The organism is Gordonia lacunae, assembly GCF_002149015.1.
GTDB lineage: Bacteria > Actinomycetota > Actinomycetes > Mycobacteriales > Mycobacteriaceae > Gordonia > Gordonia lacunae.
On the sequence record NZ_NGFO01000007.1, the window covers coordinates 182,060 to 206,406 of the forward strand.

A 24,347-nucleotide genomic window follows, 5' to 3' on the forward strand; every position below is an offset into this window, starting at 1 on the left:
AGAGTCACATGCTCGCCAATCTCGCTGGACTCGACCGCTTAACTCGAGGGCCACGGACCGAATCAGCTACTCCTCGACCTCCACCCCATGCCTGGCAGCGAACTCAGCGAGGCCATCGTCGTAACCCTGGCCGATTGCACGAAGGCGCCACAGGCCGTTACGTCGATAGATCTCCGCGATGATCATCGACCGTTCAGTCGTCGCGGCGTCTAAAACTGCTGTTGCGAATGTGAATTCGGCTGCGTCAACCGTTACTGAGATAGCGCCGACATCCCCGAAGGTTGCTTCGCCGTCGATTGCGGCTCCAATCGTGATTCGCTCGATCTCGTCTGGAACCGCGGCGAGGTCGATGCTGACGCCTTGCTCGCGGTCACCGTCGATCGAAAGTCGTGCGAAACCATCTGGACTGGCCGGTTGGTTGTAGAAGATGAACTCGTCGTCTGACGGGACTCTCCCGTCACCCGCCAACTCGAATGCGACGACATCGACGTCGGGGTCTTCGGACGGGTCACCCTTCGCAGATGTCCACGCAAGGTTGACCGTGAATCTATCCATCCCCTTCGGAATGTCGACGACGGCGCCAGCGGGCAACGACGTTGGCGCGGGCCTCGTTTCCGCGCTGCCGTCATCGACGCGCTTCGGTTCAGGTACAGCTGGTTCGCTGGCGTCCGCGACACTCAAGACATGATGGGCCTCAAGGACCGGAAGCCCCCGGTCCCGGGCTTTCGCAAAGCGCCCATCGGCTTCTCCCCCGCTCAGCACAAGAATGTGTGTGACTGCAGTAGTCAAGTTGATGGCAGGCACCGCACCAAGCTGGACAAGGCGTGCCCGCACCGCCGTCGCGTCGCTGTGGAGTCCTCCCAGCACGAGAACCCGTCGACCGGACCATGGCAGTGAACTCGACGCCCGTCGCGGGGGTGTCCCGCGAGTCCGGGCCGGCGAAGGAATGACCTCTATCACCGGAACCGATTTCAGTGTGCCGGGCACGACGCGCTCGGCCAACGAGAGCGCAGTCGCTTCATCAACCAATGGGATTCCCAGTTCTTGGGCGCGCTGCAACTTGCGGCTGTCCGGTGCCCCGGGATTGGCGACAAGCAACCCCGTCTTGCCGCTCACCGCGTTCATCACATCCAATCCTGCATCTGCCAGACGGCGAGCCAGCTCGAGGCGAGGCGCATGCGTCGGTCCTGTGATCACGACTTTGGTGCCCTGGATCAGTCCCACAGCCGAGTCATAACGGCCGGGGTCGGTCCACGGGCATGGCACTCTGGTGACCTTGTCTGGATGCGCGCGAGTCGCAGCACCGCACGCGACGACGGGCAGTGGCAATCCCAATGTGCTTGCAAGACCGGTACTCCGTCGAAACACCTCCAGCAAGGTTCGCACGTCATCGCCGGCGTCGTGGGCGGCTCGTTGTGGGACCGACCAGTGCTGAGCAAGTGTCGAGAGTTTGGCGTTGGGGACGTCCAATTGGAGCCGCCGCGTCAAGGTGATGGTGCACAAACGATGAGTGATCGGGAGAGTAACCCCTGCTCGTCGCGCCTCCTCGACGAGGAAGCCGTGGTCGAAGGCCGCGTTGTGCGCAACCAGCGTCCGACCTTCGAGCAGTTCACGTAGGTCCTCCACTGCAGAGTCAAAGGTCGGCGAACCGTTGAGACGCTCGCGCGTAAGGCGATGGATGTGAACGGGACCCGGATCGCACCCGGGGTCGAAGAACGACGAGTACTCGCCGACAACGTGTCCGTTTACGTCCAACGCAATCGCGGCCAAACTGAGTACACGGTGCTGACGCGAACTCAATCCGGACGTCTCGACGTCGACCAGCGTCCAACCTCGCCCTACAGATGACACAGCAACCCCGCATTCGACAGCTCGACTGGTGCATCCGGCAGGCGGATCCTCGGCCAGCGGACGGGCCCTGGGCGCAAGGCGCATCCGGACAACTCGGTCACTGTAGCGGTTGGCCAACCGACGGGAGGCAAACCGTGGATTCGAACCACAAGTTCGGCACAGAACTCGATCTGTCTGCGCGCCTGCTGCTTCCGCGACCCGGTGACGGGTGTCCATTAAGCACGCAAGGCGTTGTAGTCCGTTCCGACCAACCGCGACGGTGTCGGACCTGTCCGATACATTCGGTTCGTTCCCCCGCAGATGGAGGTCCGATGTCCAACGAGCTCGTCCAGGTGCAGGTGTGGACTCTGGCAACGGAAGAGGCGGTCATCCCCGCCGTGCTGAGCGGTAAAGAACGGTGGATCGACACCGGCGGAGCGGGCGCGCGGGGCCCCGTTGGACCCGGGAAGTGGTAAGTCTGCTCCCGAATCTCGAGATCGTCCTGCTTATCGGTGGTTCAGCTCGCGCGGTTGGCGTCGTGCGTCCATCACGCGCGCCAGCATCTACGTGCCGGCAGGCAAGATTCCGCACTGTTCGATGCGCGGCTTGAACACCGCGGGCGGGCGCGAGCGGTCCGAAGCCGCGATAGCCGACGTATCGACGAGACTCATGCTGGCCTGAGTACCCACCTGGAACGGATGAGGACTGCGGTGACGTTCCGCCATCGGCGTGCAGTCGTAGCTTCGGGACGCCCACACGGTTCCGACTAGCATGGACCAGTGCGCTGTGCAGCAGAATCTCTCGCTGCCGTCGAACCGCCCTATTGTCATCGCATGACGACTGACACGCATGGTGCGCAAGGAGTGTTGCGAACACGCTCCGCGTCCACACCGTCCACGGTGTGGCTAGCCACCGGACTGATGATCACCGGAGCGAGCATCCAGCTCATCGGCATGTTCCACGCGCTCTCGTTGGTCGACGCAGTTAGGGAAGAAGCGCGTCTGCGGCAGTCAGTTCGCCTCGGTGACGGATCGACCTATCGGACCTCTGACGCACTAGATGTCGCGAGCGAGACCGGGACCAACGTCGCGACCGGGTTGATCGTCGCGTCCTGCCTCGCTCTTGCCGGGCTCTGGCTACTACTTGCGTACGCCAACCTGCGCGGTTTCCGCTGGGCACGCGTGGCGGCTACCGTCATCGGCGCGGTAGGCATCGTCTCCGGGTTTGTGTCCGTCGCAACCTATGACAAGTCGGTAACCGGCACGCTCGACGTGCTGCTGCTGGTGATCGAAGTAGCCGTACTGAGTCTCCTATGGCTTCCGCGCTCGACCGCCTACTTCCGGCAGGTTTCGGCGTCGGGGTGAAGTAACAGCCAGTTGGCCCTCCGCTGCCCGCTGCCACGGTCGATGGTCCGGGAACGTTTGGCAGAATGCGGGCATGGTCGAACAGAGCATCTGGATGCTGAAGTCCGCCGCGGATCCCAACCACTCCAGCTGGTACGTCGAACGCTTCCGCACCCTGGCGCGCGAGGGTAACGACCTGGTCGGCGAGGCTCGGCTCATCGACGCGATGGCTCCGCGCGGGTCTCGCATCCTCGACGCCGGGTGTGGCCCGGGGCGCGTGGGCGGGTACCTCGCCGAGGTCGGACACCAGGTCGTTGGCGTCGACGTCGACCCGGTCCTCATCCAAGCCGCTGAAGAAGACCATCCAGGCCCGCGATGGCTGGTGAACGACCTCGCCGAACTCGATCTCCCCGCCCGCGGCATCGACGAACCGTTCGACCTGATCGTCTCGGCCGGCAACGTGATGGCGTTCCTCGCGCCGAGCACCCGTGTCACCGTCCTCGAGCGGCTGCGCGCACATCTCCGCGACGACGGCCGCGCAGTGATCGGCTTCGGCGCCGGCCGGGACTACGCATTCGACGAGTTCCTCGAGAACGCAGCCACCGCCGGCTTCGCTCAGGACCTGCTCCTGGAATCCTGGGACGTCCGGCCGTTCACCGACAAGTCAGAATTCCTCGTGGCGGTCTTGCGGCCCGCATAGAGGTCACCTGCTTGGCATCTGGAATGCCAACCGTGAAGAGCTATGAGCGACACCCGAATCAGCCGTCGGCGGTCCCGAACGTCCCCTCAGTGATCTCGACGTCAGGCGACAGCGGCTGTCGCATCCGCCAGCGTTCAGTCAGCTTCGACGCGGCGATCTTCCACTCGCCGTCTTCGACGACGTACTCGTCGTCGTACTCCCCCAGCATGACCGTCTCGGTCCGGTCGAGCAGGTTCACCTGACGGAAGCGCAACGACCATCGCCCCGTCGCAGTCGTCTCGCTGGTGAGGGCGATGTCCGGATGCATGCCGTGGTGCATGTCCATGACGGCGAACCGGCCATCGACCTTGTGCAGCGCGACCCGCCGGAAGATGTCCGTCAGAGCGTCGGCATCGTCGAAGGTTCCCATCGGCCCGTAGTCGATCCGCGCGCCGGCGCGGACGAAGCAGCCGCGAAATGCGTCCGCGTCTTTGGCATCTGACGCTCGCCAGTAGCGGTACTTGAGTCGCCCGATCGCAGCGACGTGATCATGCTCCGAATCAGTCGTCATCGTCATCCGTTCTTCGTTGCACTGGCCCGCTCGCTCGGAGCCTGAGCGGATCCGCCGACACCCGAGAGGATGGTCTGCGGAAGGCGGCGCTCGGCCGAGCTTTCGGGACGCTACTACGAGTTGGGGCACGTTGGCCTTGCGGGAGACGGAACGGTGTAGTCTCGTCCCGCATCTGTAAAGCCGCGTATTTAACATAGATGCCACCATCTATGGACGTTGGCGCGACTCTGTGAAGAGCACACTGCTGCCGTACACCTGTAGGGTGGCCACCATGGCTGATGATGACTCTGCCTCCAGCGAGTTCGCAACCGAGTTCTCAAGGTACCTCGATGAGAACCCGTCTGAGCGAGAGCGTCTGCACGAGAGCCTTCAAGTGTTCGCTCAGAACGCGTTGAGGATTAGCAGCGGTCTAGAATCGACGATAGCTACCTTTGCGAAAGCTAGCGCGCAATGGGTGGAACAGTGGCAAGCCGCGACTCACGAGTTACTACCGGCCTTCGCCAAAATCGGGGAAATGCTAGACCGAGCGCTACCTTCCAACATGCCACGTAATCCCAGCCCCGCTCTCGAAGCACTCGAGGAAGTACTTGAGACTGATGGCATACCCATCATCCATGTTCCTCGCGCCGAGATAGTCCGAGAGATTCTCTATGCTACATCGTTCGACGATCGTCTTAAAATCATCGAAACACGACAGAGTGACATCGCTGAGGATTGCGCACTAGCTTTGGCAGATAAAGACTTCGCGTCCCTGGCAGGCCAGGCACCGCTCGCGAAACGGGCGGTGGAAGCATTCAGGGACGGACATTACGAAAGCGCACAAGCTCTTTCGATCGCAGTGTGCGACACATACCTCAAAAGCTATCTGTTCACCAAAACTGGCTACAAAAAGATGGCAAAGGAGGTAAAGCTCAAGGAAGACGATGAAGCGCCAGCAGCCTTTGCGTTCAACTTCTTGTACGCGTTAGCTCCGGTTGCTTCATTCCTGACCGAGTGGCATCCAGGTGACGAGCCGCTCACCAAGTTGTCGCGCCACGTGAGTATCCACTTCGCAAGCACCGACCACTTCAGCCAAGTTCACGCGACTCTCTCGCTGATGCTCGTCACAAGCATGACAGTGGCAATCGACTGGGCTGAACGGTTCGTGAAGTGACGAAAATTCTGCCAGTACTTCATCGTAATCACTAGCATCTAGATATCTTGGTCATTTACTTGTGCAATGTCATCGGGTACAACCCGAAATCCTTGGCCGCCATCCTAACTTCATCTCACGAGATTAAGCGATACTGCTGCGTCTAGTCGTGTAGTTCCCCTATGCTCGAAAGTCGTAGCCACGACGACAATGATCTCTACCCGTCCGTCGAACACTTAGGCCTGCACCAGGCCGTCGACCGGCAAAGCGCAGTCCTACCGTGGTGGTCAGTCGGACATCATGGGCGGCCCGACCGTCCCCCCTGCCGACGGCGGCGGTGTAGGTCCGTTCGATCCGGGCGACGATCGCGATCTGAAGCTGTTCCCAGTGTCCCACCGTTGGCGATCGAGAACGTTGTGTTGCAGCAGCGCGAAGAAGCTCTCCATCGCGGCATTGTCTCCGCAGGCCCCGACTTTGCCCATAGATCCGGCCAGTCGTTGCATATCCTAGGCGAGCAGGAACTTTCGTGACCGCAACTCCGATCTGCGATCGCTGTGAACGATGCACCCGGCGACATCTCCGCAGCGAGCAACAGCATGATTGAGGTCGCCACGGCCAACCGCAGCTTCATCCGCGAATTGATACTGTAGCCGACGATCTGTCCCCCGAGTAGACGTCCTTGATAGCCACAGGTAGAGGTTTCCCTCGCCGGTATGGTGCTCGGTGACATCTGTGAGCACAGGCGGTTGGAGCATCAGCGGTGAAGTTGTGCGGGACAAGATCGTCACGAACGGAGGCACCCGATCGCCGGCCGTTGAGGCCTCGATTCTTCCGAGACAAGACCACCAACGGGTGTCGCGGCAGATCCACCATGAGGTCCGCTCAGCGACCGATTCACCCCCAGTGGTGGCTCCCCACAAGGGACCGATAACCGAACTCCGGGCCCCACGGTGGGCATTGAAGAGAGCGTTCGCCCCGCAGGCCCAGGTCAACTCGGCATCAGCGACGGGATTGGCCAGCCACCGGTAGAGGGTTGGCGCGAGAGCTTGAGCATCCGACATGACACTGCCGACGGGGATCCCGTCCGGCGGCGAGCTCCTCCACGAGCGGATGGAGCCTTTCCCTGCAGATTCGCCGCAGCGCGACGCAAGATTTCATTCTCCTGCTCGAGCAACCGGATCCGGTGCGGCTTCGCGCAATTCAGCGGAATCGGTCGAGCTTTGCAAGTCGAAGGCCTTCGTCGATGTCAGCGCGGCGCGACTTCTCGATCGTGACCCCCGCGCCACGATCACAGGCAACCCGGACTACATCGTTGCGGAACACCTGCGGATAGGGCTTGGCACAGCTACATCCTTCCTGACCGCACCCGCAGGCAAGCCAGATTGGATGTCACCTATCCGTGCAGGAGGCCCTCCGAATAAATGTCGGGTCGTGGGTCTATGATCGCCGCACGCCAGCACAACCACTACGGAGGAACCTTGTCGCCCCGAAACGTCAATCGAAGTCTCCTGGCATACGTGATGCATGGGCACACACGGCACGGAGTCCTGGACTACATCGAGTTCTTCACAATGCTAAACGCGCTTCCATTAAACACGCGCCGTGTGCAGCGTCAGGACCAAGTCACTGCTATTGCGAGTCTCGAGAAAACAGATAGGGGGTCTCTCGTACTCCGCATTGTGACCGGAGCCCAGGGCAGCGCGCCTGTCTTATTTGACATCGAAACCGGAAAAGAACGGGTCGGCCCACTCAACAAGACAGAGATCGTAGCGGCGTCAACCATCGTTGCTGTCAATCCTAGAACCAGAGCAGTGGTGGTGGAGCGCCGACGTCCGGGCGTTCCGATCTCTTCAATAGAGAGGTTGTTGTCGCATGTCGGCCGTGAGTTCGGTTACGAGCAATTGACTATAGCCCTCACACCGCTTGCAGGCGAGTCTTTCCTCAGCGAACTCACTGAGTTCGAAAGGATTCGACGCGCGGAAGTTCTTCTCACCCGGCCAAACTTCGACTGGACCACCAACGCTAGGGCACTAGTCGGCGATCTGGGCGCCGCGTCAGACGCTGACGTCATTGAAGTCGCCGCTAGCGCATCGCGTGGTCAGTCGTTGAGGAAAGAAGAAGGCATCGTCCAGGACATCAAGAACTTCATGGCACGGCCTATCAATGGGCTAAAGAACGTAAAAATCCTCGGTCGCAAATCCGGGGGCGCGTCCGAGACTACCTTGTCTTTGGAACGACACCAACTTCGACAGGAGGTCAGCATCCCCCAATCGCTCGATGAGGGTGCGCGTGAAGAAATGATCGTTAATAGGGCACTGAATTTCGTCGAAAGCATTGAATTGTCTAGCGAGAGCACCACCGATGACGAAGCCGCTAAGTAAAGACGATGTCCGGTACTTTCGCGGGCAGGTATGGCCACGTCGACGACGCATTATCTTCACCTGGCGAGTGCTGCTTGTTGTACTAGTTTCTGTCATCACGGGTCTCGCGTGTAGCCACCTGCCACTTGGTCGACTATCCGTCTCAACTCTAGCTACAGCCGGCATATCATTCGCGGCGCTCTCGTTTGGTGCGTGCGTTATGGGCGCTGTCCTCGCGCTCACCCTTCCCTCCCCTGAGATCGAGACTTGGGCGACGTCCTCTACGGGCGGTGGACGGCACTCCGATTATAGTGATCTGATCTTCATCTTCACTTGGTCGGGGCTGGCGCAGCTGTCGGTCGTAGTCGCGTCCGTAATGGGGTTCATCTTCGGCGGCGACATGCAGGCCGCGCCTCCGAATGGTGGAGATCTGAATTCGCTCTGGGTGGCAGTGGCGGCCCTGTTCTTCTTTTATGCACTTGCCCAGCTTGTTACCGCGATAACTACGATTAGCCAGATGGGTACGGTGCTTATAGCCGCGTGGAACGCAGAATCGTCCTGAACTGTGACAGTGAGCGAGTTTTTCGCTGGGCGTTCCGCTGGAACAGCTTGATTCCTTTGACTGGCCAGCGGACTGGAGCCGCCTGTGAAGTGCTGTGGCCGATCCAGCCCCGAGTCACGCTTCGGCGAATCTCCACACGAACGTATGGCGAGCAGACGCACGACGATGTCGATGATCTTCGGAAAGAGTTCGGGGTGTCGATTCGGGTTGCGTCTGATCATGGCCAACTCGGTGGGCAGCTAAGCCAGTCCGATATCGAAGACGGTGCACCGCGCGTAAGGAGGTCGAACTGCACGATGCACTCGGCCGCCCACAGCGGGTTGTGCTCGGAGGCCTGACCTGCCGAAAGTTGGTGCACAGTCGGGGCGTCCGTTCGGCTGCTGGATTTGTCGAGACCCGGGATGGTCGAGCCGGCACCCGGCCTAGGCGGCTGGTACCGACGGCAGTGGTTCGCTTACCCGAATGACGGCAGCTCGACCTTGGGTCTAGCGTCGGTAAAGGCGATGATCGTCTACGGTTCGTGCGATGTATCTCGCAACCCCGTCTGGGTCATCGTGCTCCCAGAATCGGAGCACCGTCCAGCGCGCGGCCCTGAGTGTATCGTCGCTCCGCGCGTCACGCACCTTGTTGCCCTCGACCTTGGAACGCCAGAACTCGGCGTTGGTCCGTGACGGTCTGTAGTGCTTGGGGCAGCCGTGCCAGAAGCAGCCGTCGATAAAGACGGCTACCCGCGCCCCGGGGAACACGATGTCGGCCTTCAATCGCCGCTGATCAGCCAACGGCGCAAAGTCGACACGGTAGCCATAGCCCATGGAGTGCAGGCTTTTGCGAACCAACAACTCCGGCCTTGTGTCGCGCCGGCGATTGCTACGCATCGACGCCCGCGTGGCCTGACTCGACGCCCAACTGTCCGCCATACCCCAAGTGTGACAACATCTCGCCAAACATGCCGGGCCGCTCAGCGTCGCCGGGCACCGAACTGGATAGGCTGAACGAATGCGCAGCGTCGAACTCTTCGCCGGCGGGGGCGGCCTAACGCTTGGCACACACCTGGCGGGTTTCACCACCGAGGTCGTCGCCGAATGGGATCGATGGTCATGCGACACCGTGCGCGAGAACCGAGACCGCGGTTACAGCCTCGTCCAGGGGGTGGACGTCCACGAGGGCGACGTCCGCGACGTCGACTGGTCCGTTATTCCAGAGGGCGTCGACCTAGTCAGTGGTGGACCGCCGTGCCAGCCGTTCTCCGCCGGCGGCAAGGGCAACGCCGCTGATGACAACCGCGACATGTTCCCGGCCACCGCAGAGGTGATCCGCCAGCTCAAGCCTCGCGCGTTCATCATCGAGAACGTGCGAGGTCTGGCGCGCGCGGCCTTCTCCGATTACTACACCTACATACAGCTCCGGCTTGGCCATCCCGAGATCACCGCCAACGACGGGGAATCGTGGGGAGACCACTACGCGCGGCTTCAGTCCGAGCACACGTCGGTTCGCTCGGACCTCCAATACAAGGTGATCCCCAAGTTGGTGAACGCCGCCGACTACGGTGTCCCGCAGCAGCGGTGGCGAGTGTTTTTCATCGGATTCCGTTCCGACGTCGATGCCGAGTGGAGCTTCCCGACCCCGACGCATTCTGCGGGCGCCCTGCGAGACACACAGGCAAACGGTGAATACTGGGAACGCCACAAGGTGGCCCAGAAGTATCGTGACTTCCGCGTGCGCGCATCCGCCGACTCCGACGTCTCGCTCAAACCGTGGCGCACCGTGCGCGACGGGCTCCGCGGACTACCGAACCCGACGGTGTATGGCAGCACGAAATATTTGAATCACGTCCTGCAGCCAGGCGCGAGGTCGTACCCAGGACACACCGGCTCTTACATCGACGCGCCGGCAAAAGCACTCAAGGCGGGTGTACACGGAGTGCCCGGTGGCGAGAACATGCTTCGCGACGTCGACGGTACGGTGCGCTACTTCACCGTCCGCGAGGCGGCACGGCTCCAGACCTTTCCCGACGCTTATCAATTACACGGCCCTTGGGGCGAGGCCATGCGCCAGCTCGGCAACGCCGTGCCCGTGATGCTCGCCGAGACGGTCGCCCTGTCGGTACGCGAGCACCTCGATGTCGCCGCGTTCAACGCCTGCAAGGCCCAGGCAACCGCGCGCCGACGCGTCAAGCGTGATTCGGCGACAGCTTGAGCACGCCGTTTAACCCGCTCGATCACTACAACCTGGCGCGGGCAGTCGCCAGCCAGATCGAGGAGAGCGAGCTCTTGCCGCTCGATGTCGCCGCGACTTATGTCCGAAGCAACACCTTTCCCGGCGCCGGGGTTTACGCGATCTACTACGACGGCGACTTCGAGCCCTACAGCAGGCTCGCGGCTGCCAACGCCGACGGCCCCAAGTATCCGATCTACGTCGGCCAAGCGATCCCAGAGGGCGGGCGCATGGGCCTCAACGATGGCGGAGTGGAGACCAAGGCTCTCAGCAAGCGACTACGGGAGCACCGCACCAGCATCATCCAGGCCGAGAATTTGGACATCGCTCACTTCCAGATGCGTTGGCTGATCGTCGAGGACATCTGGATTACTCTCGGCGAATCGGCGATGATCCGCCGTTACCGACCGGTGTGGAACGCAGTCGTCGACGGCTTCGGCAACCACAATCCCGGAAGCAAGCGCGTAGAGGGTCTGCGGTCCCAGTGGGACACGATCCACCCTGGACGATCGTGGGCGCACAAGTTCCCAGCCCGACCATCGGGCGCTGATCTGCTTATCGCGCAAGACGCGCGTCAGTATCTCGACACTCGGCTGAGCTGACCGTCGATTGATCCGGCTCTACGGGTGGGCAACCGCCCGCGCCCAGTTACCCGATCCCGCGGCGCACGGCCGGGCCCGAAGGGGCAGGGCACCCTCGTCAGCCGCCTGGTCGTCAAGTCGATTACCGCTGCGGATGATGGCAGAAACGCTGCAGTCACGTCGCCCGGCACCGAGGGCAGTTACGATCTCAGCGATATCGGATGGTTTGTCGAGACCGTCCGATCTCGCTGATTCTGCTTCTCTCTCAAGTCCGGGCCGCCGCTCCGGGAACTGGATTTCCGCCATCTCCAAACCCGTTTGAGGGTCGATCTGAACCTTCACTGTTAGCGACAGTACGCTCGCCTTTCGGATGACTGCAGTGTACGCGCCATATGGAGGGCGCTGAGTGCCCGGCCGGGGAACGTGAGATCGCAGCCGAGTCGGTAGTTGCGCCCCTCGACGCCGTTTATGCGCCAACTCCTGCTGAAGGGCATGTTTGGCCTAGTTCCCAACGGCGTCGATCGTTCTAGGCATGTACATCACGCTGTGCGCTTCCACTCCTATCAGATCGCAGAGTGCTTGCACCCGGACCCATTCGCTCGCGGCTGGCTTCGCCATCGTGTGGCGTGTGACGGCCACGACGACGCGCTGCTCTCCGGCCACGCGGGCAACCGACGCGGCCCAGTGCAGGTTGCTCAGCATTCGCTGCGGACCCCAGATCAGCACGGCCGCCTCCCCCGCGGCACTCATCACCTGGCACCTCATCGGCTTCTGCTCGATCGAGTCCGTCACGACTGACCAATCCAGGCCCAGCGTCGCGCTGACGATGACGCTCGGCCCCGGGTACCCACGTTTTGTGTGGCTGGCCGCCGGGCCAATGCCCTCCAGCGCCCTCGGGTACTCTTTGGCCGCGCTGTCTTTGAGCCACACACGCATCTGCGCGGTGTCGAAGTATGGCGCCAGCAACCTGGAGAACGACTCGTCAGCGATTAGCTCGACGTAGACCGCTCCGCGCTCGCCTGGAGGCACCTGCTCCCACTTGAGGCGGTCGAACTCGGCGTAGACGTGGGCTAGGGCCTCTTCCCTGACGTCATCGGGAAGCCTGATCACGCCCACCCCTTTGTATCGACGCCGGACCCGTCCGTGATCGTCGGAGGGAACTCGAGTTGGACCCTGTCGTTGGCCGTTGCGAGATCCCCTACGTCCGCCACCCACTGGTCGATTAGTGCCTTCACGCCCTGGTCCTCAAATTCGAAGTTCGACCGACTTACGCTTAACACCTCAGCCTGATCGGCCTCGATCTGCGCCCGGAACGCCGAGACCTCCGCGATGCGCCTCAGGTCCGACACGCAGTCCAGGACCGTCACTCGTTCCTTGCCCACGCGTAGGCGCAGCCCCCGTCCGAGCTGCTGGATGAAGATACGGCGTGAGTGTGTCACGCGGGCGAAGACGATGATGTTCACGTCCGGCACGTCGATGCCCTCGTTGAGGAGGTCTACACTCACGAGCAATTCGATCTGGCCAGCGCGGAAGCGCAGCAGCCGCTGCTGGCGCTCCCGCTTGGTCATGTCGTTATGGATCGTCTCTACTCCACGCCAACATGAGTGCTCCCGCAAGAGCTCGGCGAACCGCTCGGCGTGCTCGATCGTCTGGCAGAACACCATCCCTCGCGGCGAGCGGGTGGCGTTCCATACCCCCGTCATACGCTCGATGATCGCCTCGTCCCGCTCGGGAATGAACAGCCGTCGGTTGAGGTCCTTGATCGTATAGGAGTGCTCGGAGGCGGCTTCGACAAACTCCCAGTCGATGTTGTCGGCGAGTAGCTGGTAGTCCACCTGAGCGAGGTACCCCCGCCTGATCCCGTCGGCGATCGACATCTGCACGACCGGAGGCCCGAAGGTGGTCTCGATGTCGAACTTGTCACCGCGCCAAGGCGTCGCGGTGACCCCCAGCCGGGGCACGTCTTCTAGCATTTCGAGGATGTGCGCGTAGTACCCGTTCTCGCCGACGTGATGAACCTCGTCGATCACGATCAAGTCCGGTCGGTATCCTCTTTCGACGTAGGCGTGCGCCGTCGGCAGCACCGCGAACGTCACGCCCGCGAGATCGTCTCGGTGCACCCCCTGGCCGATCATCTGTGTCGGGACATCCTTCGGGATGAAGGGCCACATGGACTTCTCAAGCTGGTCAACGAGCGCACCGCCGTGTGCGACCACCAGAATCTTCGCCTTAGGATCGCGTTCGAGCCTGTCGCCGACGATCGAGCCGGCAACCACTGTCTTGCCTAATCCGGTGGCGAGATATACTAAGGCCTTGTGCCGGTCGGGATCATCAAGCGCGAGCAATGACGAACTGACCGCCTCCAGTTGGTATGGTCGCAGTTCCATCTGTGGTGGCAGATCCTTGGCCTTGCGGTACAGCTTCGTCAGCGCCGCGCCATCCCAAGACCTGACCACACGGCCGACCTTGTCAAAAGCGCCAATTCGATTCCTGGCAGACTTCGTGAAGCGTCCATTTGTTGCGACGACGCCCGAGTCCGCTCCGTAGGCGTCGATCGCGTTTGAGACCTCGTCCACCGCGCCTTCGCTGACTGAACCCCTGATCGGGTCCAGACGCCACTTCGCCTGAAGCGCCACGGGGCTGCCTCCCAGTCGGGCGAGCAGATCTCCGCCTTGGTCTCCCGGTCCGTCGATGTTCACCACGTCAGTGAAGCCGAGCAAAGGCAGTAAGCGCTCGAGCGCACGAGTGAAACCAGCCGGGCCGCCATCAACCAATCTGGCGGCCGACATGAAGGACTCGCCGCTCACGACTGCGCCTCGTCGACGACCAACCCGTTCAACGCCTCAAGCCCGATTGACAACCGGAGCAGTTCCCTCGCCCGTAGGCGGTCTGTCGCGGTCAGCGTGCGCTCCAAATCACGCACCAGGCTTGTCAGGTGGGACAAACGCTCGTCACGTATCGAGTCGTCCTGCCATGACCCGTAACTGGAGGTGAACACCCCGCCGTCTAGCATCCTCTCCGGAATCTCGACGATAAGGTCCTCGAACGCTCGAGGGCTCAGGAACTCGGCGTAGCTGCCGGATGTTTCCAGCACATCCCAGTCCGCGTTAGCATCCTCCGCGGCGAACTTCTGCGTCTGAATCTTTGCGGTGGACGACAGCTTCGTCCACACCCCGGCCGGGTCGTCCTTGACCAGGGGTGCGCTGGCCGCCCTGATCCCGTTGAGCAAAGCCTCGGCCGACGACCGTACCGTCGCCGCGTCTATCCGGCGGTCACCGATCTGTTCGAGGACTGCCTCAATGAACTCGCCCGCCCTGCCCTCGTAACGGAGGAATTGCGCGGCGGCGTCATGTAGGACCGTGGCCGCGACGTCGATTGGGTTCCACCCATAACTAGCCAGGAGAGGGTGTCGCTCGTCGATGAAAAGCTCAACTACACCAGCTTCGAGGTTCGCCGACGAGTACCTTTCGGCGCCCTCGAGCAGGTCCACACCCGACGTTTTGTAAGCGGTCACGTTGACGGTGCGGCTGCTGCCCGGGATAACCACATCCGTTCCGTCGAGCTGCGGGATCACTCGGCCGTTGTCGCGATAACGGGCGAGGCGTTCGTCCCGAGTCTCGAGTTCCGGCGTCGCGGCTTTCATAGTACTTTCGCCGTTCTCGTCGCCCGCACCGTCCTCTCCGGCCGAGACGCCCTGGTCCTTACCGCTGGGTGGCAACAGGTCCTCGACGCCGTCGTCACGATCTTCATCGCCGTCAATGGTGCCAGCCTGGATGTTCTCGTGGTTGACGACGTGCTTCCACCACATTTCGTCGCTTTGATATGCAGATAGCCCCTCGCGGAACTTCTCGCCCCACTTGCGGGCCTGCTCGGCCATACCCTTCTCGCCGTCCCCCGGCACGAGGTATCGATAGCCGGCGACATAGCGCCGATAGGCGTGAAACAACATGCCGAGCTTGGATGTGTTTGGGCTGTAGTCCAGCTGCTTCGCGAGCTGTTCTAAGAGTGGCCCGTCGCCTCGCACCTTCTCGCGGACCGTGCTCCACGCGACGCTGTCGCGGCCGAAGTCATTCTTCCGGTAATTCACCGGGAGATGGTCGAGGTGCAACTCGCCCACGATGCGCCCACGACCGAGTTCCACCGGGTACTCGACGAGCCTGTCGCCGGAGTCGGGGTTCGTCCACTCAAACAACGACTTGTCGAGGTGGACGATAGTTCGCCCTTGGCGTAGAAGCGAGATCCCGAAGTCGCTCGTGTCGTCATATCGCTGGATCCCGAGCCAGCCACGGATCGATCGATCACGCAGCGCGACCCGCTGCGAGCGGCACTCCACGCAGCAATCGAGGCTCTCGATGGTCTCGTTGTGCCAGTGCCCGCATTCGAGGCAAGCAAACGCCGGCTTGAGTTCGTAGTCGATCTCGGTTACCGCCGGCACGTCCTGTCCCTTGTAGACCACTGATCTCTCCGGCGACCAGATGCACGGGATGTACGGCTGCACCGAGCTGCCGTTGAGGATGAGATCGACTCCCAGTCCGCCGATCACCTCGGCGCCGGCGATGTCGGTGCCTGCAACGTTTCGCAGCATGTACGAGTACGTCTGACCAAGGCGCGTCCCTACCCGCTTGGCGGTGCGCCGCCAGCGCAGGCGCTTCAACGTGTCACTGCGAAGTCGGGAGATCGTGATCGAGGTGCCGTGCTCGTTCGGGCCTTTCGGCTCGGTGGTCATCGGCACCTGAAAAGAATCGTGTGAGCCCATCTTCTGGATGTCGATAGACACGATCGTCCAGTGATCGTCGCCGGCCCGACCGGACTTCACCGTCGTCACGTAGCCCAACCGCCCGGTCGCCACGTTGAAGCCCATCCCGAACAGGCCGAGCGAGCCGTAGCGCGAGTTTCCCGAGGAGCCGGCTCGCAACGCCTGTCGTATCTGCTCCACCGACATGCCTCGGCCCGAGTCGGTGATGGTGACTACCGACTCCGCAGTCACCTTTTGGCCGTAGGGGAGGTCTATCTCAACCCGTCCCTCAAAGCCCGGGTCTTCGCGCCTTGCCGCGTCGATCTCATCGAGCGCGTTGTCAATCAATTCGGCGAGGCACTCCTCGACGGTCATGTCGACGTCGGCGATCACGTCCAGGATTCTGGGTGAAGGTGTTAGATCAAGGGTTTGTTCGGGCATCTCTTCCGATCCTCATCAGTGGTTCCCGGACTCACCCCCGAACGGTCTTCCACCGGGCTTGTCCGCATCATCGAGAAACAGTACTGCGCGCCGTTGACAAGCTGTTGGAGCACGCGCGCGACGTCGCGTTGGCCACGAATCGACTCGTTTTCCGTCCTAGCGTCAGTGTCGACGCGGAGTAGAGCCAGCAGCACGACAGAACTTACGCTGAACCAGCCGTACACAGTGACCCTACGGCGGGCGGATGTTGATCGACCGCCAGCCCGTACTGCCGTCTGAAAATCCGCCCCTCATCGCGAGGAATCAACTCCGGCTTGAGCACCCGCAATCTACTTCGAGAATGCCTCGTCGAGCACGAGCTGCCGAAATCGGACCGTTCGTTGTCGCTGTGGAGGCTGTGGGTCAGCTCGCGGGCGAGACAGAGAGCCACCACGTTTCCTGCTTACTGCGGGAGTTGTCGCCCGCGTTGGAGTAGGTACGGATGGTCTCGCCACTTGGCTCGAGTTTTTCGATCTTCGCGCCGCGCGGACCTCGGCCATCACTCCTCTGGCTGGATTCCGTGCTGGGCGTCCTTCGTCTTAACGAGTCGCTCGCGATTGGCCCTCGACGCCCACGCCGCGTAGAGATCGTCCTGCTGCTTGTAGGAACTGCCAGTCTTCGACCCAGGACGAAGAACTAGTGTTCGGTGCGGTTTCAGTTTGGAGCGCGACTCGGCGGCTTCCGCCGCCCGCCGCGACGCCTGACATCGCGCACAACGTCATCCGGCGCGACGAAGGCAGGGTTGGCGACGACCTCTTCTGTCCCCCGCGGGTTTCGCTAGTCACAAACCGCCGGGTGTCCCGCAGGGGGAAAGTGATTGCCAGACGGTCCAGCAGAGAACTAAAAGGAAGTCCTTCGGAGATGCAATAGGTTTACACCCTAACGTCGTCGCCTGGGTCGTCAGTTCCGTATCGCCATGACGAAAGACCGGAGCATCAATTGGCTACAGATCGGGCCCTGGACCCGGCCGCCTGCAGGGACTGTCGGTGGCCGGTGGCAGGGACAAGCGGACACGAATTCGCGTTGCTGCGGAGCGACGGGGTCGGACGGCACCAAGTCGCAAAGCCCGGAAGACCTGGCCACTATCGGGCAAGCACGCGGACGGCACTGGACGACTCGTCCCGGCAACTTGGTTGATCGCCGCGCCGGGACGTACGAGGGACCGTGCACCAAGTGCACGGGCTCTGGGCAGATGGTGCAGAGTATCAACCTGTGATCGACGACGCACTGCTCAACAGGCTGGATCTTCCATCGGCTGTCGAAGCCGAGCTAATGAGCCGCACACGGCTCATGCCGAGTAGATGGGACTACATGGACCTGCTCAACGTCCACGACAAGGTTGTGTCGTGGATTCGCCCTCAGCTGCGGCGACGCGGCGAGGGGCAGGCTGAACAAGTCTTACTCGCAGACAAAGACGGCCGCGGATCGCGGCCGCTTACCGAGCTCAGACTCGAAGATGCAGTTCTTTACCGTGCAATCGTGCACCTACTGCAAGGGCAGTTGCCTGACGGCGCGTGTGCGCGCCCACCGATTGCATCTTTTCGTAAGGCTCCTATCGATCATCTGGTTGACACCGAAATGTTCGATTCCGCGTACGTGGTGAAGACCGATGTCACAGCGTATTACGAGTTTGTCGATCACACTCTTCTTGCAGACGAATTAATCGGTCAGACTGGCGATCAGTTCGCAGTTGAAGCCCTCATTGCGCTCCTTCAGCACATTATGAATAGGAATGTGGGTCTCCCGCAGGTGCACAGTGCGAGCGATATCCTCGGCGATTTGTACATCGATCCTGCACGCCGCCGGCTACGTCGTAAGGGTTACGCAGTGTGGACATATTCCGACGATTTCTTGATCGCGGCACCCGACCTGCGTACAGCGCGTATTGCAATCGAATCCTGCTCGCGAGAGGCGCGCGCATTGGGGCTCGTCTTGAACGAGCGTAAGACGTACACGTATCGGGCGGCGACCTACCAACGTTCTTTAAGCGCTTTCGATAAAGCTGAACACAGACTATTCACCGATATGCCCGATGGTCCGGAGAGTCTCCTGCCGCTCAACGAGGAGTACGGAATTGGAGTCGAAGATGGCGATGACGACCAAGACTTAGAGGCTATCGCTGATTCGGACGACGTGGACGATGCGACCGCTTCCGAACAATCGCAAAAGCTCGAAACTGACGCGAAGGAGGTCTCGCACGACCTAGCCGCCGCGGCGGAGCGAGCATGGGACCTGTGGCGTGGTGCCCACGAAGGACGCGAGTTAGAGCGTGCGGTTAAACAATCGCTGCTAGGCCGCGCTCTACCGATCCTAGGAAAATCACACAACGACGCTCCAATGGAGGAGCTCTCCCGCATACTTAGCCTCGAACCATCTCTTACACCGCAGGTAGCCGAGTATCTGATTCAATATGTGAGAGCGCCAATTACAAGCTTAGCGGATCCGCCTCGACGTGTACGGGCCTCGCAGGCTCGCCGAGCCTTGGACACGATAGTCGGCGAGCAAGTACTAAACAACTGGCAGGGAGTGTGGATTGCGTATGTAGCAGGCATGTTCCGAGGTACTCGATCGAATCGAAAGCATATTGAATGGCTCGAAGAATGCGTAGCCTTCGGCCCAGACCCCCTTTCCGCGACCGCGTCTGCCGCGCTCGGACGTCTCAGCATCGGTGATCCCAGTGAAATCGCAGCATCGGTTGATCGACTTGGCCCGCAGTGGCGACGACTCGCGATATGGGGCCTTTCCCAAATTGATGCGAATTCCGCAAGGGAGTACTGCGAGGACGATGGCTTAAGCAGACTTCTGACACGTTTTGAGGAAGTCAGTACGCAGGACGCGGGTAGATCCACGGCGCCGCTCAAACAGGAAAACTCGGCAGGCGCCACTAAAGAAGATTCGAACGAGTGAGTACTCTCGAGCCAGTTTTATCCGAGCGTGCTGAGGCGGCCTGCCGTCTAATCAGCCAGACACTTGCCCTTCATCAGGCAAACAATGTGAATGATGACCAAGAAGAGCCTCAACGGCGTCTACCAGGCCGATCCAATGATCTTGAGCAGATTCAGCTGCAAACTACGCTCTTGCGACTTGTCTCGATCGCCGAATGGTTCTGTGGCGACACACTAATCAAGCATGCTGAGGAGTCGATGAGTGACTCCAGAGAGTCAAGAACTTTTGAGTCAATTTGGCGCGAAGCATCAGCCTCCGCCACTATGACGTGGGAGTTGCAAGCGAAGTATTACAAGGAGTGGCTCGAGATAACTCTGAACTGGACCGCAATAAAACACTACGTGGACGCACGTAATGCGATCGCACATGGACTCGGAGAGTTAACAAGAAAGCAACTAGGAAAGAACCCTTCCTCGATCAAAACGCGTCTCAATAATGGAGGAGTAGCAGTGTCGGGAAACTCTGTCAGACTAACCAAAACTAACCTGCATGACGCTGCCACTGCCTGCAAGGAACTTATCAGAAATGTGGACATTTTGACCCAGGACCATCAGAGTTCTCGCTGAAAGTTGCGCCCCGAAGTAGCGCGCACTTGCTTCAAGCGGCCTGGTGCCTGTGCGGCAACCTACGCAGGTCACCTTGGCAGATCGTAGCAAGGCTGGCAAAGGCAGTGAATCACCTTTCTAGAACCGCGAAGGAAAGCGAGTTGCGCGAACTTCTAAGAAGCTTGTCGGCGCGGGGGGAATCCACTACCGCAAGTTCGTCGCCTAAGGGGTATTGGCGAGTTCCTTCGTCACCGACCACCCCTAGACCGGTAACTGACTCCCCGATCGCCTCAGTTCCGAGAACGCCTTGATCCCCGTCGACGTCGCCGTGGCAACCGGCCGGAGCTCCGGCCCGGCCTCGGTCTTCGACACCATCACCACGTTGTCCACGTAAGGCTGGATCGTGCTGGTGTTCTGAACCGTCGCGACGATGATCAGCTGGAACCCGAACTTCCGGAACGCGGAGAGCGCCTGCTGGGCGAACTGCGGGTCGGACTTGGAGAACGCCTCGTCGAGCATCAGCTGGGCGAAGATGGGCCGGTTGTCGTTGCCGTGCGGGCTGGCCAAGTTGAAGCTCAGTGCACCCGCGAGACAGAACGCCATCAGCTTCTCCTGCTCGCCGCCGGAGTTGTCGCCGGCGTTGGAGTAGGTGCGGATGGTCTCCCCCGACTCGGCGTCGTGCTCCTCGCAGTAGAAGTCGAAGCGGTTGCGCACGTCGAGGGCGTCGCGCGTCCACTGGCGGTCCTCCGGGGTGTTGCCGGCGAGGCGTTCGCGCAGCAGCAGGATGTCGGAGTACTGCTCGAGGATGGCCTGCTCGTCGCCGAAGCTGACCGCGGTCGTGCGGTTGGAGATCTGGCGGGCCTTCTCGGTCAGCTCCTCGACCGCGGCGAGCTTCTTGCGCCCCGGCCGCAGCCGGAGGCGGGTGCCGCGGTTGAACGCCACCGCACCGAGGCCGGTGTTGACGCGCTCGATCTGCTCGACGATGCGGCGTTCCTCGGCGTCCGCGGCCATGTGCAGACCCAGGATCGCACCCGGCGCCTGTTCGGTGATCAGACGGCGCATCCGCTCGTAGGCGGCGGGCAGCTCGCGCTCGTCGATGCGGCGGCAGACGGCGACGTAGTCATGTAGACGTTCGTCGAAGTCGTCGCTGTCGTTCGGAATGGCGTCCGGGAACTCCTCGTCGTAGGTGTCGAGGATGCGGGCCAGCTCGTCGCGCGAACGTCGAGCATCCGAACGCATGCGATCGCGCTCACGACTAGCGGCCTTGACGATCTCCTGGCGGTACGGCTCCGGGTTGAGGACGTCGAGGGTCGCCGAAAGGTCCTCGCGGAAGCCGTCGAGAGTCTTCTCCGCCTGGGTGGGAACGTCTTCGGGCTTCAACCGGTCGATCAGGTCGAGGAGCTGGGTACGGCGGGAGTCCTGGCGGGCGATCTTGTCCTTGACCAGCGCGGCCTGCGAAATCGCGTTGCGCACCTGCTCCCACAGGTCTTCGGCCTTGCGCTGCAGGGCTTCGACGTCGGGGTTCTCCTCGATCAGCAGGTCGTACTGATCGGTGAGCTGGTCGACGCGGTCATCGACGGAGTCGACGTCGATCTCGTTCCACTGCGTGAACTGTTCGCACACACGGCGATACGCGTCGCGGCGTCGTTCCTTGGCGCTGCGCTCGCGGTCGAGCTCGGCGCAATCCTGGCGGGCATCCTCGAACGCCCGCTCCTCGTACTCGAGTTCGTCGCGCAGCGCGGCGATCTTCGACGCGACGTCGCCGACGAAGATGTACTGCGACCGGCGGAGCTGCTGACGGTCGTCCTTCACCGCGAGCTTCGCCGAATCCTTGCGCAGGCCTTGGTCGGTGACGGCCTTGGCGTGCTGAGAGAACTCGCCGGGACTGTCGACGCACATGTGGTTGCCCAGCTTCGACAGCACGGTCATCGCCTCGGCGGCGCACGGGTGCGAGGCGTCGACTGGACGGAGCTTCGACGCCAGGGTGCCGGGCTCCAGAACTGGCATGGGTCGGGAGTCGGCCTGGTGCAGCTGGATTCGGCCGCGCATGTCGTGTGAGTTCACGAAGCGCAGGGCGGCGCGGAAGTGCTTGTCGGGCACCAGCAGGCGCAAGCCGACGTTGCGCAGCACCTTCTCTACGGCCAGACGCCACCGCTCCTCGTCGGGATCGAGTTCGACGAGCTCGGCGACGTACTTCAGCTCCGACTCGTCGATCTGCAGTCCATGGGCGATGGCGCGGCGCATCTCGTGCTCGGTGCGCGGGAGCGCAGAGCCGGCGTTCTCGACGCGGCCGAGCTCCTCCATCGCGGCGTCGCGGCGGGTACGCGCAGCGACCTCGCTGGCCAGCGCCTCGGCGTAGTGGGCGCGACCGGCGTCGAGCTGGCCGTCGATCTTGGCGGCCTCCTCGGTGAGTTCCTCGCGGAGCAACCAGAATCCCTCGGCCCGGGTGGGCGGGGTGAAGCCGAGTGCGGAGACCTTGTCCTCGTACGCGTTGCGCCGCGCGGTGACCTCGGTGCTGAGTTTCTGTGCGCCGCCGAGCTGTTCGCGCAGCGGGGCGAGGTCGCCGGTGGAGGTGGCGATCCGTGACAGCAGCAGGCTGTGGTCCTGGCGGAGCTGGTCGTGCTGGGTGGTCAGCGCGGCGAGATCGCCGTCGAGGCGGGTGATCTGGTCGTCGAGGTCGGCGACCTCGGGCTGCGCGTTGTGGATCCGCAGGTTGTTGACGTAGCTGCGGATGGTGGTGTTGTCGATGGTGTCGAGGACGGAGAAGGTGGCCGCCTCCCCCGCGTACCGCTCGTGCACCTCCTCGATGTTGCCGAGGATGGTGCGCTTGCGGCGCGCGACGTCGAGCAGTTCGCGGGCTTCGACGAGCGGGTCGATCTGGTCGAGGGCGTCGGCGATCCCGACGATGCTGGTCGGGGCGTCGAGCATGAACTCCCGCACGAACTGCGCGAGCCCGCCGACGCTTTTGAGCGACTTGGCCTTTCCGAGGAGCTGCTGCGCGGCGTCGGAGCCGCGGATGCCGATGAGCGAGTACAGCGTCGAGAGGTACTTGCCCTCGCCGGGGCCGCCACGCCAGCCGCGGTCGCGGAACTTGGCCGAGTTGTAGTTGTTGGCCGCCCACTCGTTGCAGGCCTCGACGATGTCGGCGTCACCGTCGTAGATGAAGTACGAACTGTGCGCGTCCGTCATCTTGCCCGCGGCAAGCCATTTCAACACCAGGCCGGTGATGGCCTCGCCGGAGCTGGAGGTGTACGTGACCGCAATGGCCGCCCACGCCGGGCCGGTGCCACGCAGGTACATGATCTCGCGGTGGGCGTTGGTGCCGTCGCGCCGCTCACCCCACGCGCCGCGCACGTACTTACCGACAGTGCGCTTGCCGCTGGAGGATCCGGCCGCCGTCGCATCGCCCGAGGCGTTGAAGTTGCGTCGATGATCCGGCAGGAACGCCAGCGAGATGGCGTCGAGCAGCGACGATTTACCGCTACCCGACGACCCGGTGATCAGAGAACCGTTGGGACTGAACGGGATCGAGTGATACCCGTCGAACACGCCCCAGTTGATCAGCTGCAACCGGGACAGGTGGTACTGGTCGACCTGCCCGCTCACCAGTCGTCTCCTTCGTCGTTCTCGCCGTAGGCCCCGTCGAGGTCGGCTGCGTCGTCGTCGCGCTCGGCCGGCTCGTCGGCGAGGTCCTCCGGAGGCACTTCCCCGGTGTCACCGGATCCGATGAACTGCTCGAATTGCCTTTGCAGATCGGTGATCACCGATGCCGTCATCACCGCGGAGATCACCGGGCTGACGATGAAGGTGTCGGCGTCGTCGCGCTGCTTGCGGAGGAACTCGAGTTCCTCCATCTTGTCGAGGGCGCGTTCGATGCGCTTGTCGAAGAGTGCGAGGTCGCGGTCGATGGTGTTGGTGACGCCGGCGAAGAGTTCGTGGATCTCTTCGCGGGTGATCAGGACCGGCTCGTCGCGAGCGGCCCGCACGTACTTGGCCAGGTGCAACGCCAGGATGGCGTCGTAGGTGTGAATCGTCTCACGCTTGAGAATCTTTCGGCCCCACCGGGAGTCGTAACCGGCCTGCTCGACGAACGCGACCTGCAGCTCGTCGACGATGCGCAGCCGGAGGTCGAGTTCGGAGAGACGACCGCGCAGCACGTCCTGGTATTCGGCCACCCACGACCACAGCTGCGGCTGCCGGTCACCGCTGATGTAGCGGCGGGTCAACAGGTTCTGCAGCGCCCAGCACGCGCGGTCGGGTAGCTCGCTGACGTCGCCGTCGAAGCGCGGAGCGTTCGGCGTGTGCGACGCCGCGCGGTTCGCGACGGTGGGCAGGTCGTCGAAGCCGGCGAATTCGGTGGGGGTGGTGG

The 24,347-nt window shown here is 62.2% G+C and carries 17 protein-coding genes and 1 pseudogene; 10 read left to right on the top strand and 8 right to left on the bottom strand.

What is annotated here, in order from left to right; translation table 11 throughout:
* Positions 1-66: 66 nt before the first annotated feature.
* Complete coding sequence (locus CA982_RS08505; protein ID WP_244176175.1) at positions 67-1,851, bottom strand: TerD family protein; 1,785 nt, start codon at positions 1,849-1,851, stop codon at positions 67-69.
* A 387-nt stretch (positions 1,852-2,238) separates the two neighbouring features.
* Here CA982_RS08505 and CA982_RS26855 point away from each other — a divergent pair.
* The 3 genes and pseudogenes from CA982_RS26855 to CA982_RS08520 form a co-directional block, all read left to right on the top strand.
* Positions 2,239-2,511 (top strand): annotated as a pseudogene (locus CA982_RS26855) (uracil-DNA glycosylase family protein); the annotation flags it as partial.
* A 152-nt stretch (positions 2,512-2,663) separates the two neighbouring features.
* Positions 2,664-3,194, top strand: a complete 531-nt coding sequence (locus CA982_RS08515; protein WP_144066005.1) for a hypothetical protein — start codon at positions 2,664-2,666, stop codon at positions 3,192-3,194.
* Positions 3,195-3,267: 73 nt separating this feature from the next.
* On the top strand, positions 3,268-3,873 hold the full coding sequence (locus tag CA982_RS08520; RefSeq protein WP_086534892.1) for a class I SAM-dependent methyltransferase: 606 nt from the start codon (positions 3,268-3,270) through the stop codon (positions 3,871-3,873).
* A gap of 58 nt (positions 3,874-3,931) precedes the next feature.
* Here the strand turns inward: CA982_RS08520 and CA982_RS08525 are convergent, their stop codons facing one another.
* The gene (locus tag CA982_RS08525; RefSeq protein ID WP_086534925.1) at positions 3,932-4,423 is read right to left on the bottom strand and encodes a nuclear transport factor 2 family protein; all 492 of its coding nucleotides are present in this window, start codon (positions 4,421-4,423) and stop codon (positions 3,932-3,934) included.
* A 271-nt stretch (positions 4,424-4,694) separates the two neighbouring features.
* On the opposite strand from CA982_RS08525, the gene CA982_RS08530 reads away from it, so the two are divergent.
* From CA982_RS08530 to CA982_RS08545, 3 genes are all read left to right on the top strand, one after another.
* Positions 4,695-5,576 carry a hypothetical protein gene (locus CA982_RS08530; protein WP_144066006.1) on the top strand — a complete coding sequence of 294 codons (882 nt, stop codon included), beginning with the start codon at positions 4,695-4,697 and terminating at the stop codon, positions 5,574-5,576.
* A gap of 1,658 nt (positions 5,577-7,234) precedes the next feature.
* Complete coding sequence (locus tag CA982_RS08540; RefSeq protein ID WP_144066007.1) at positions 7,235-7,936, top strand: DUF4747 family protein; 702 nt, start codon at positions 7,235-7,237, stop codon at positions 7,934-7,936.
* A gap of 199 nt (positions 7,937-8,135) precedes the next feature.
* Complete coding sequence (locus CA982_RS08545; RefSeq protein WP_086534895.1) at positions 8,136-8,477, top strand: hypothetical protein; 342 nt, start codon at positions 8,136-8,138, stop codon at positions 8,475-8,477.
* 485 nt (positions 8,478-8,962) lie between these two features.
* Here CA982_RS08545 and CA982_RS08550 read toward each other — a convergent pair whose 3' ends face one another.
* Entirely contained in the window at positions 8,963-9,394 is a 432-nt protein-coding gene (locus tag CA982_RS08550) for a very short patch repair endonuclease (RefSeq protein WP_086534896.1), read from the bottom strand.
* Positions 9,395-9,473: 79 nt separating this feature from the next.
* Between CA982_RS08550 and CA982_RS08555 the strand changes: the two genes are divergently transcribed.
* Both CA982_RS08555 and CA982_RS08560 read left to right on the top strand, forming a co-directional pair.
* Positions 9,474-10,673, top strand: a complete 1,200-nt coding sequence (locus CA982_RS08555; RefSeq protein WP_086534897.1) for a DNA cytosine methyltransferase — start codon at positions 9,474-9,476, stop codon at positions 10,671-10,673.
* Positions 10,670-11,293: an Eco29kI family restriction endonuclease gene (locus tag CA982_RS08560; protein ID WP_086534898.1), complete on the top strand. Its 624-nt coding sequence runs from the start codon at positions 10,670-10,672 to the stop codon at positions 11,291-11,293. Before CA982_RS08555 ends, CA982_RS08560 begins: the two co-directional genes overlap by 4 nt.
* A gap of 480 nt (positions 11,294-11,773) precedes the next feature.
* Here CA982_RS08560 and CA982_RS08565 read toward each other — a convergent pair whose 3' ends face one another.
* The 3 genes from CA982_RS08565 to CA982_RS08575 are packed head-to-tail and all read right to left on the bottom strand — an operon-like array spanning position 11,774 to position 16,448.
* Entirely contained in the window at positions 11,774-12,382 is a 609-nt protein-coding gene (locus CA982_RS08565; protein WP_144066008.1) for a hypothetical protein, read from the bottom strand.
* Positions 12,379-14,079, bottom strand: coding sequence for a DEAD/DEAH box helicase family protein (locus CA982_RS08570; protein WP_208617914.1), 1,701 nt, complete (start codon positions 14,077-14,079; stop codon positions 12,379-12,381). The genes CA982_RS08565 and CA982_RS08570 overlap by 4 nt, the downstream gene beginning before the upstream one ends.
* Complete coding sequence (locus CA982_RS08575; protein WP_086534900.1) at positions 14,076-16,448, bottom strand: ATP-binding protein; 2,373 nt, start codon at positions 16,446-16,448, stop codon at positions 14,076-14,078. The genes CA982_RS08570 and CA982_RS08575 overlap by 4 nt, the downstream gene beginning before the upstream one ends.
* Before the next feature lie 1,251 nt (positions 16,449-17,699).
* On the opposite strand from CA982_RS08575, the gene CA982_RS26345 reads away from it, so the two are divergent.
* A complete protein-coding gene (locus CA982_RS26345; protein WP_144066009.1) occupies positions 17,700-19,394 on the top strand; it encodes an RNA-directed DNA polymerase in 1,695 nt (564 codons plus the stop codon).
* On the top strand, positions 19,391-19,999 hold the full coding sequence (locus CA982_RS26350; protein ID WP_144066010.1) for a hypothetical protein: 609 nt from the start codon (positions 19,391-19,393) through the stop codon (positions 19,997-19,999). The genes CA982_RS26345 and CA982_RS26350 overlap by 4 nt, the downstream gene beginning before the upstream one ends.
* Before the next feature lie 240 nt (positions 20,000-20,239).
* Here the strand turns inward: CA982_RS26350 and CA982_RS08580 are convergent, their stop codons facing one another.
* The gene (locus CA982_RS08580) at positions 20,240-23,584 is read right to left on the bottom strand and encodes an ATP-binding protein (RefSeq protein WP_086534901.1); all 3,345 of its coding nucleotides are present in this window, start codon (positions 23,582-23,584) and stop codon (positions 20,240-20,242) included.
* On the bottom strand, positions 23,581-24,347 hold a 767-nt coding region (locus tag CA982_RS08585; RefSeq protein ID WP_086534902.1), incomplete at its 5' end, for a DUF4194 domain-containing protein. The genes CA982_RS08585 and CA982_RS08580, both read right to left, overlap by 4 nt.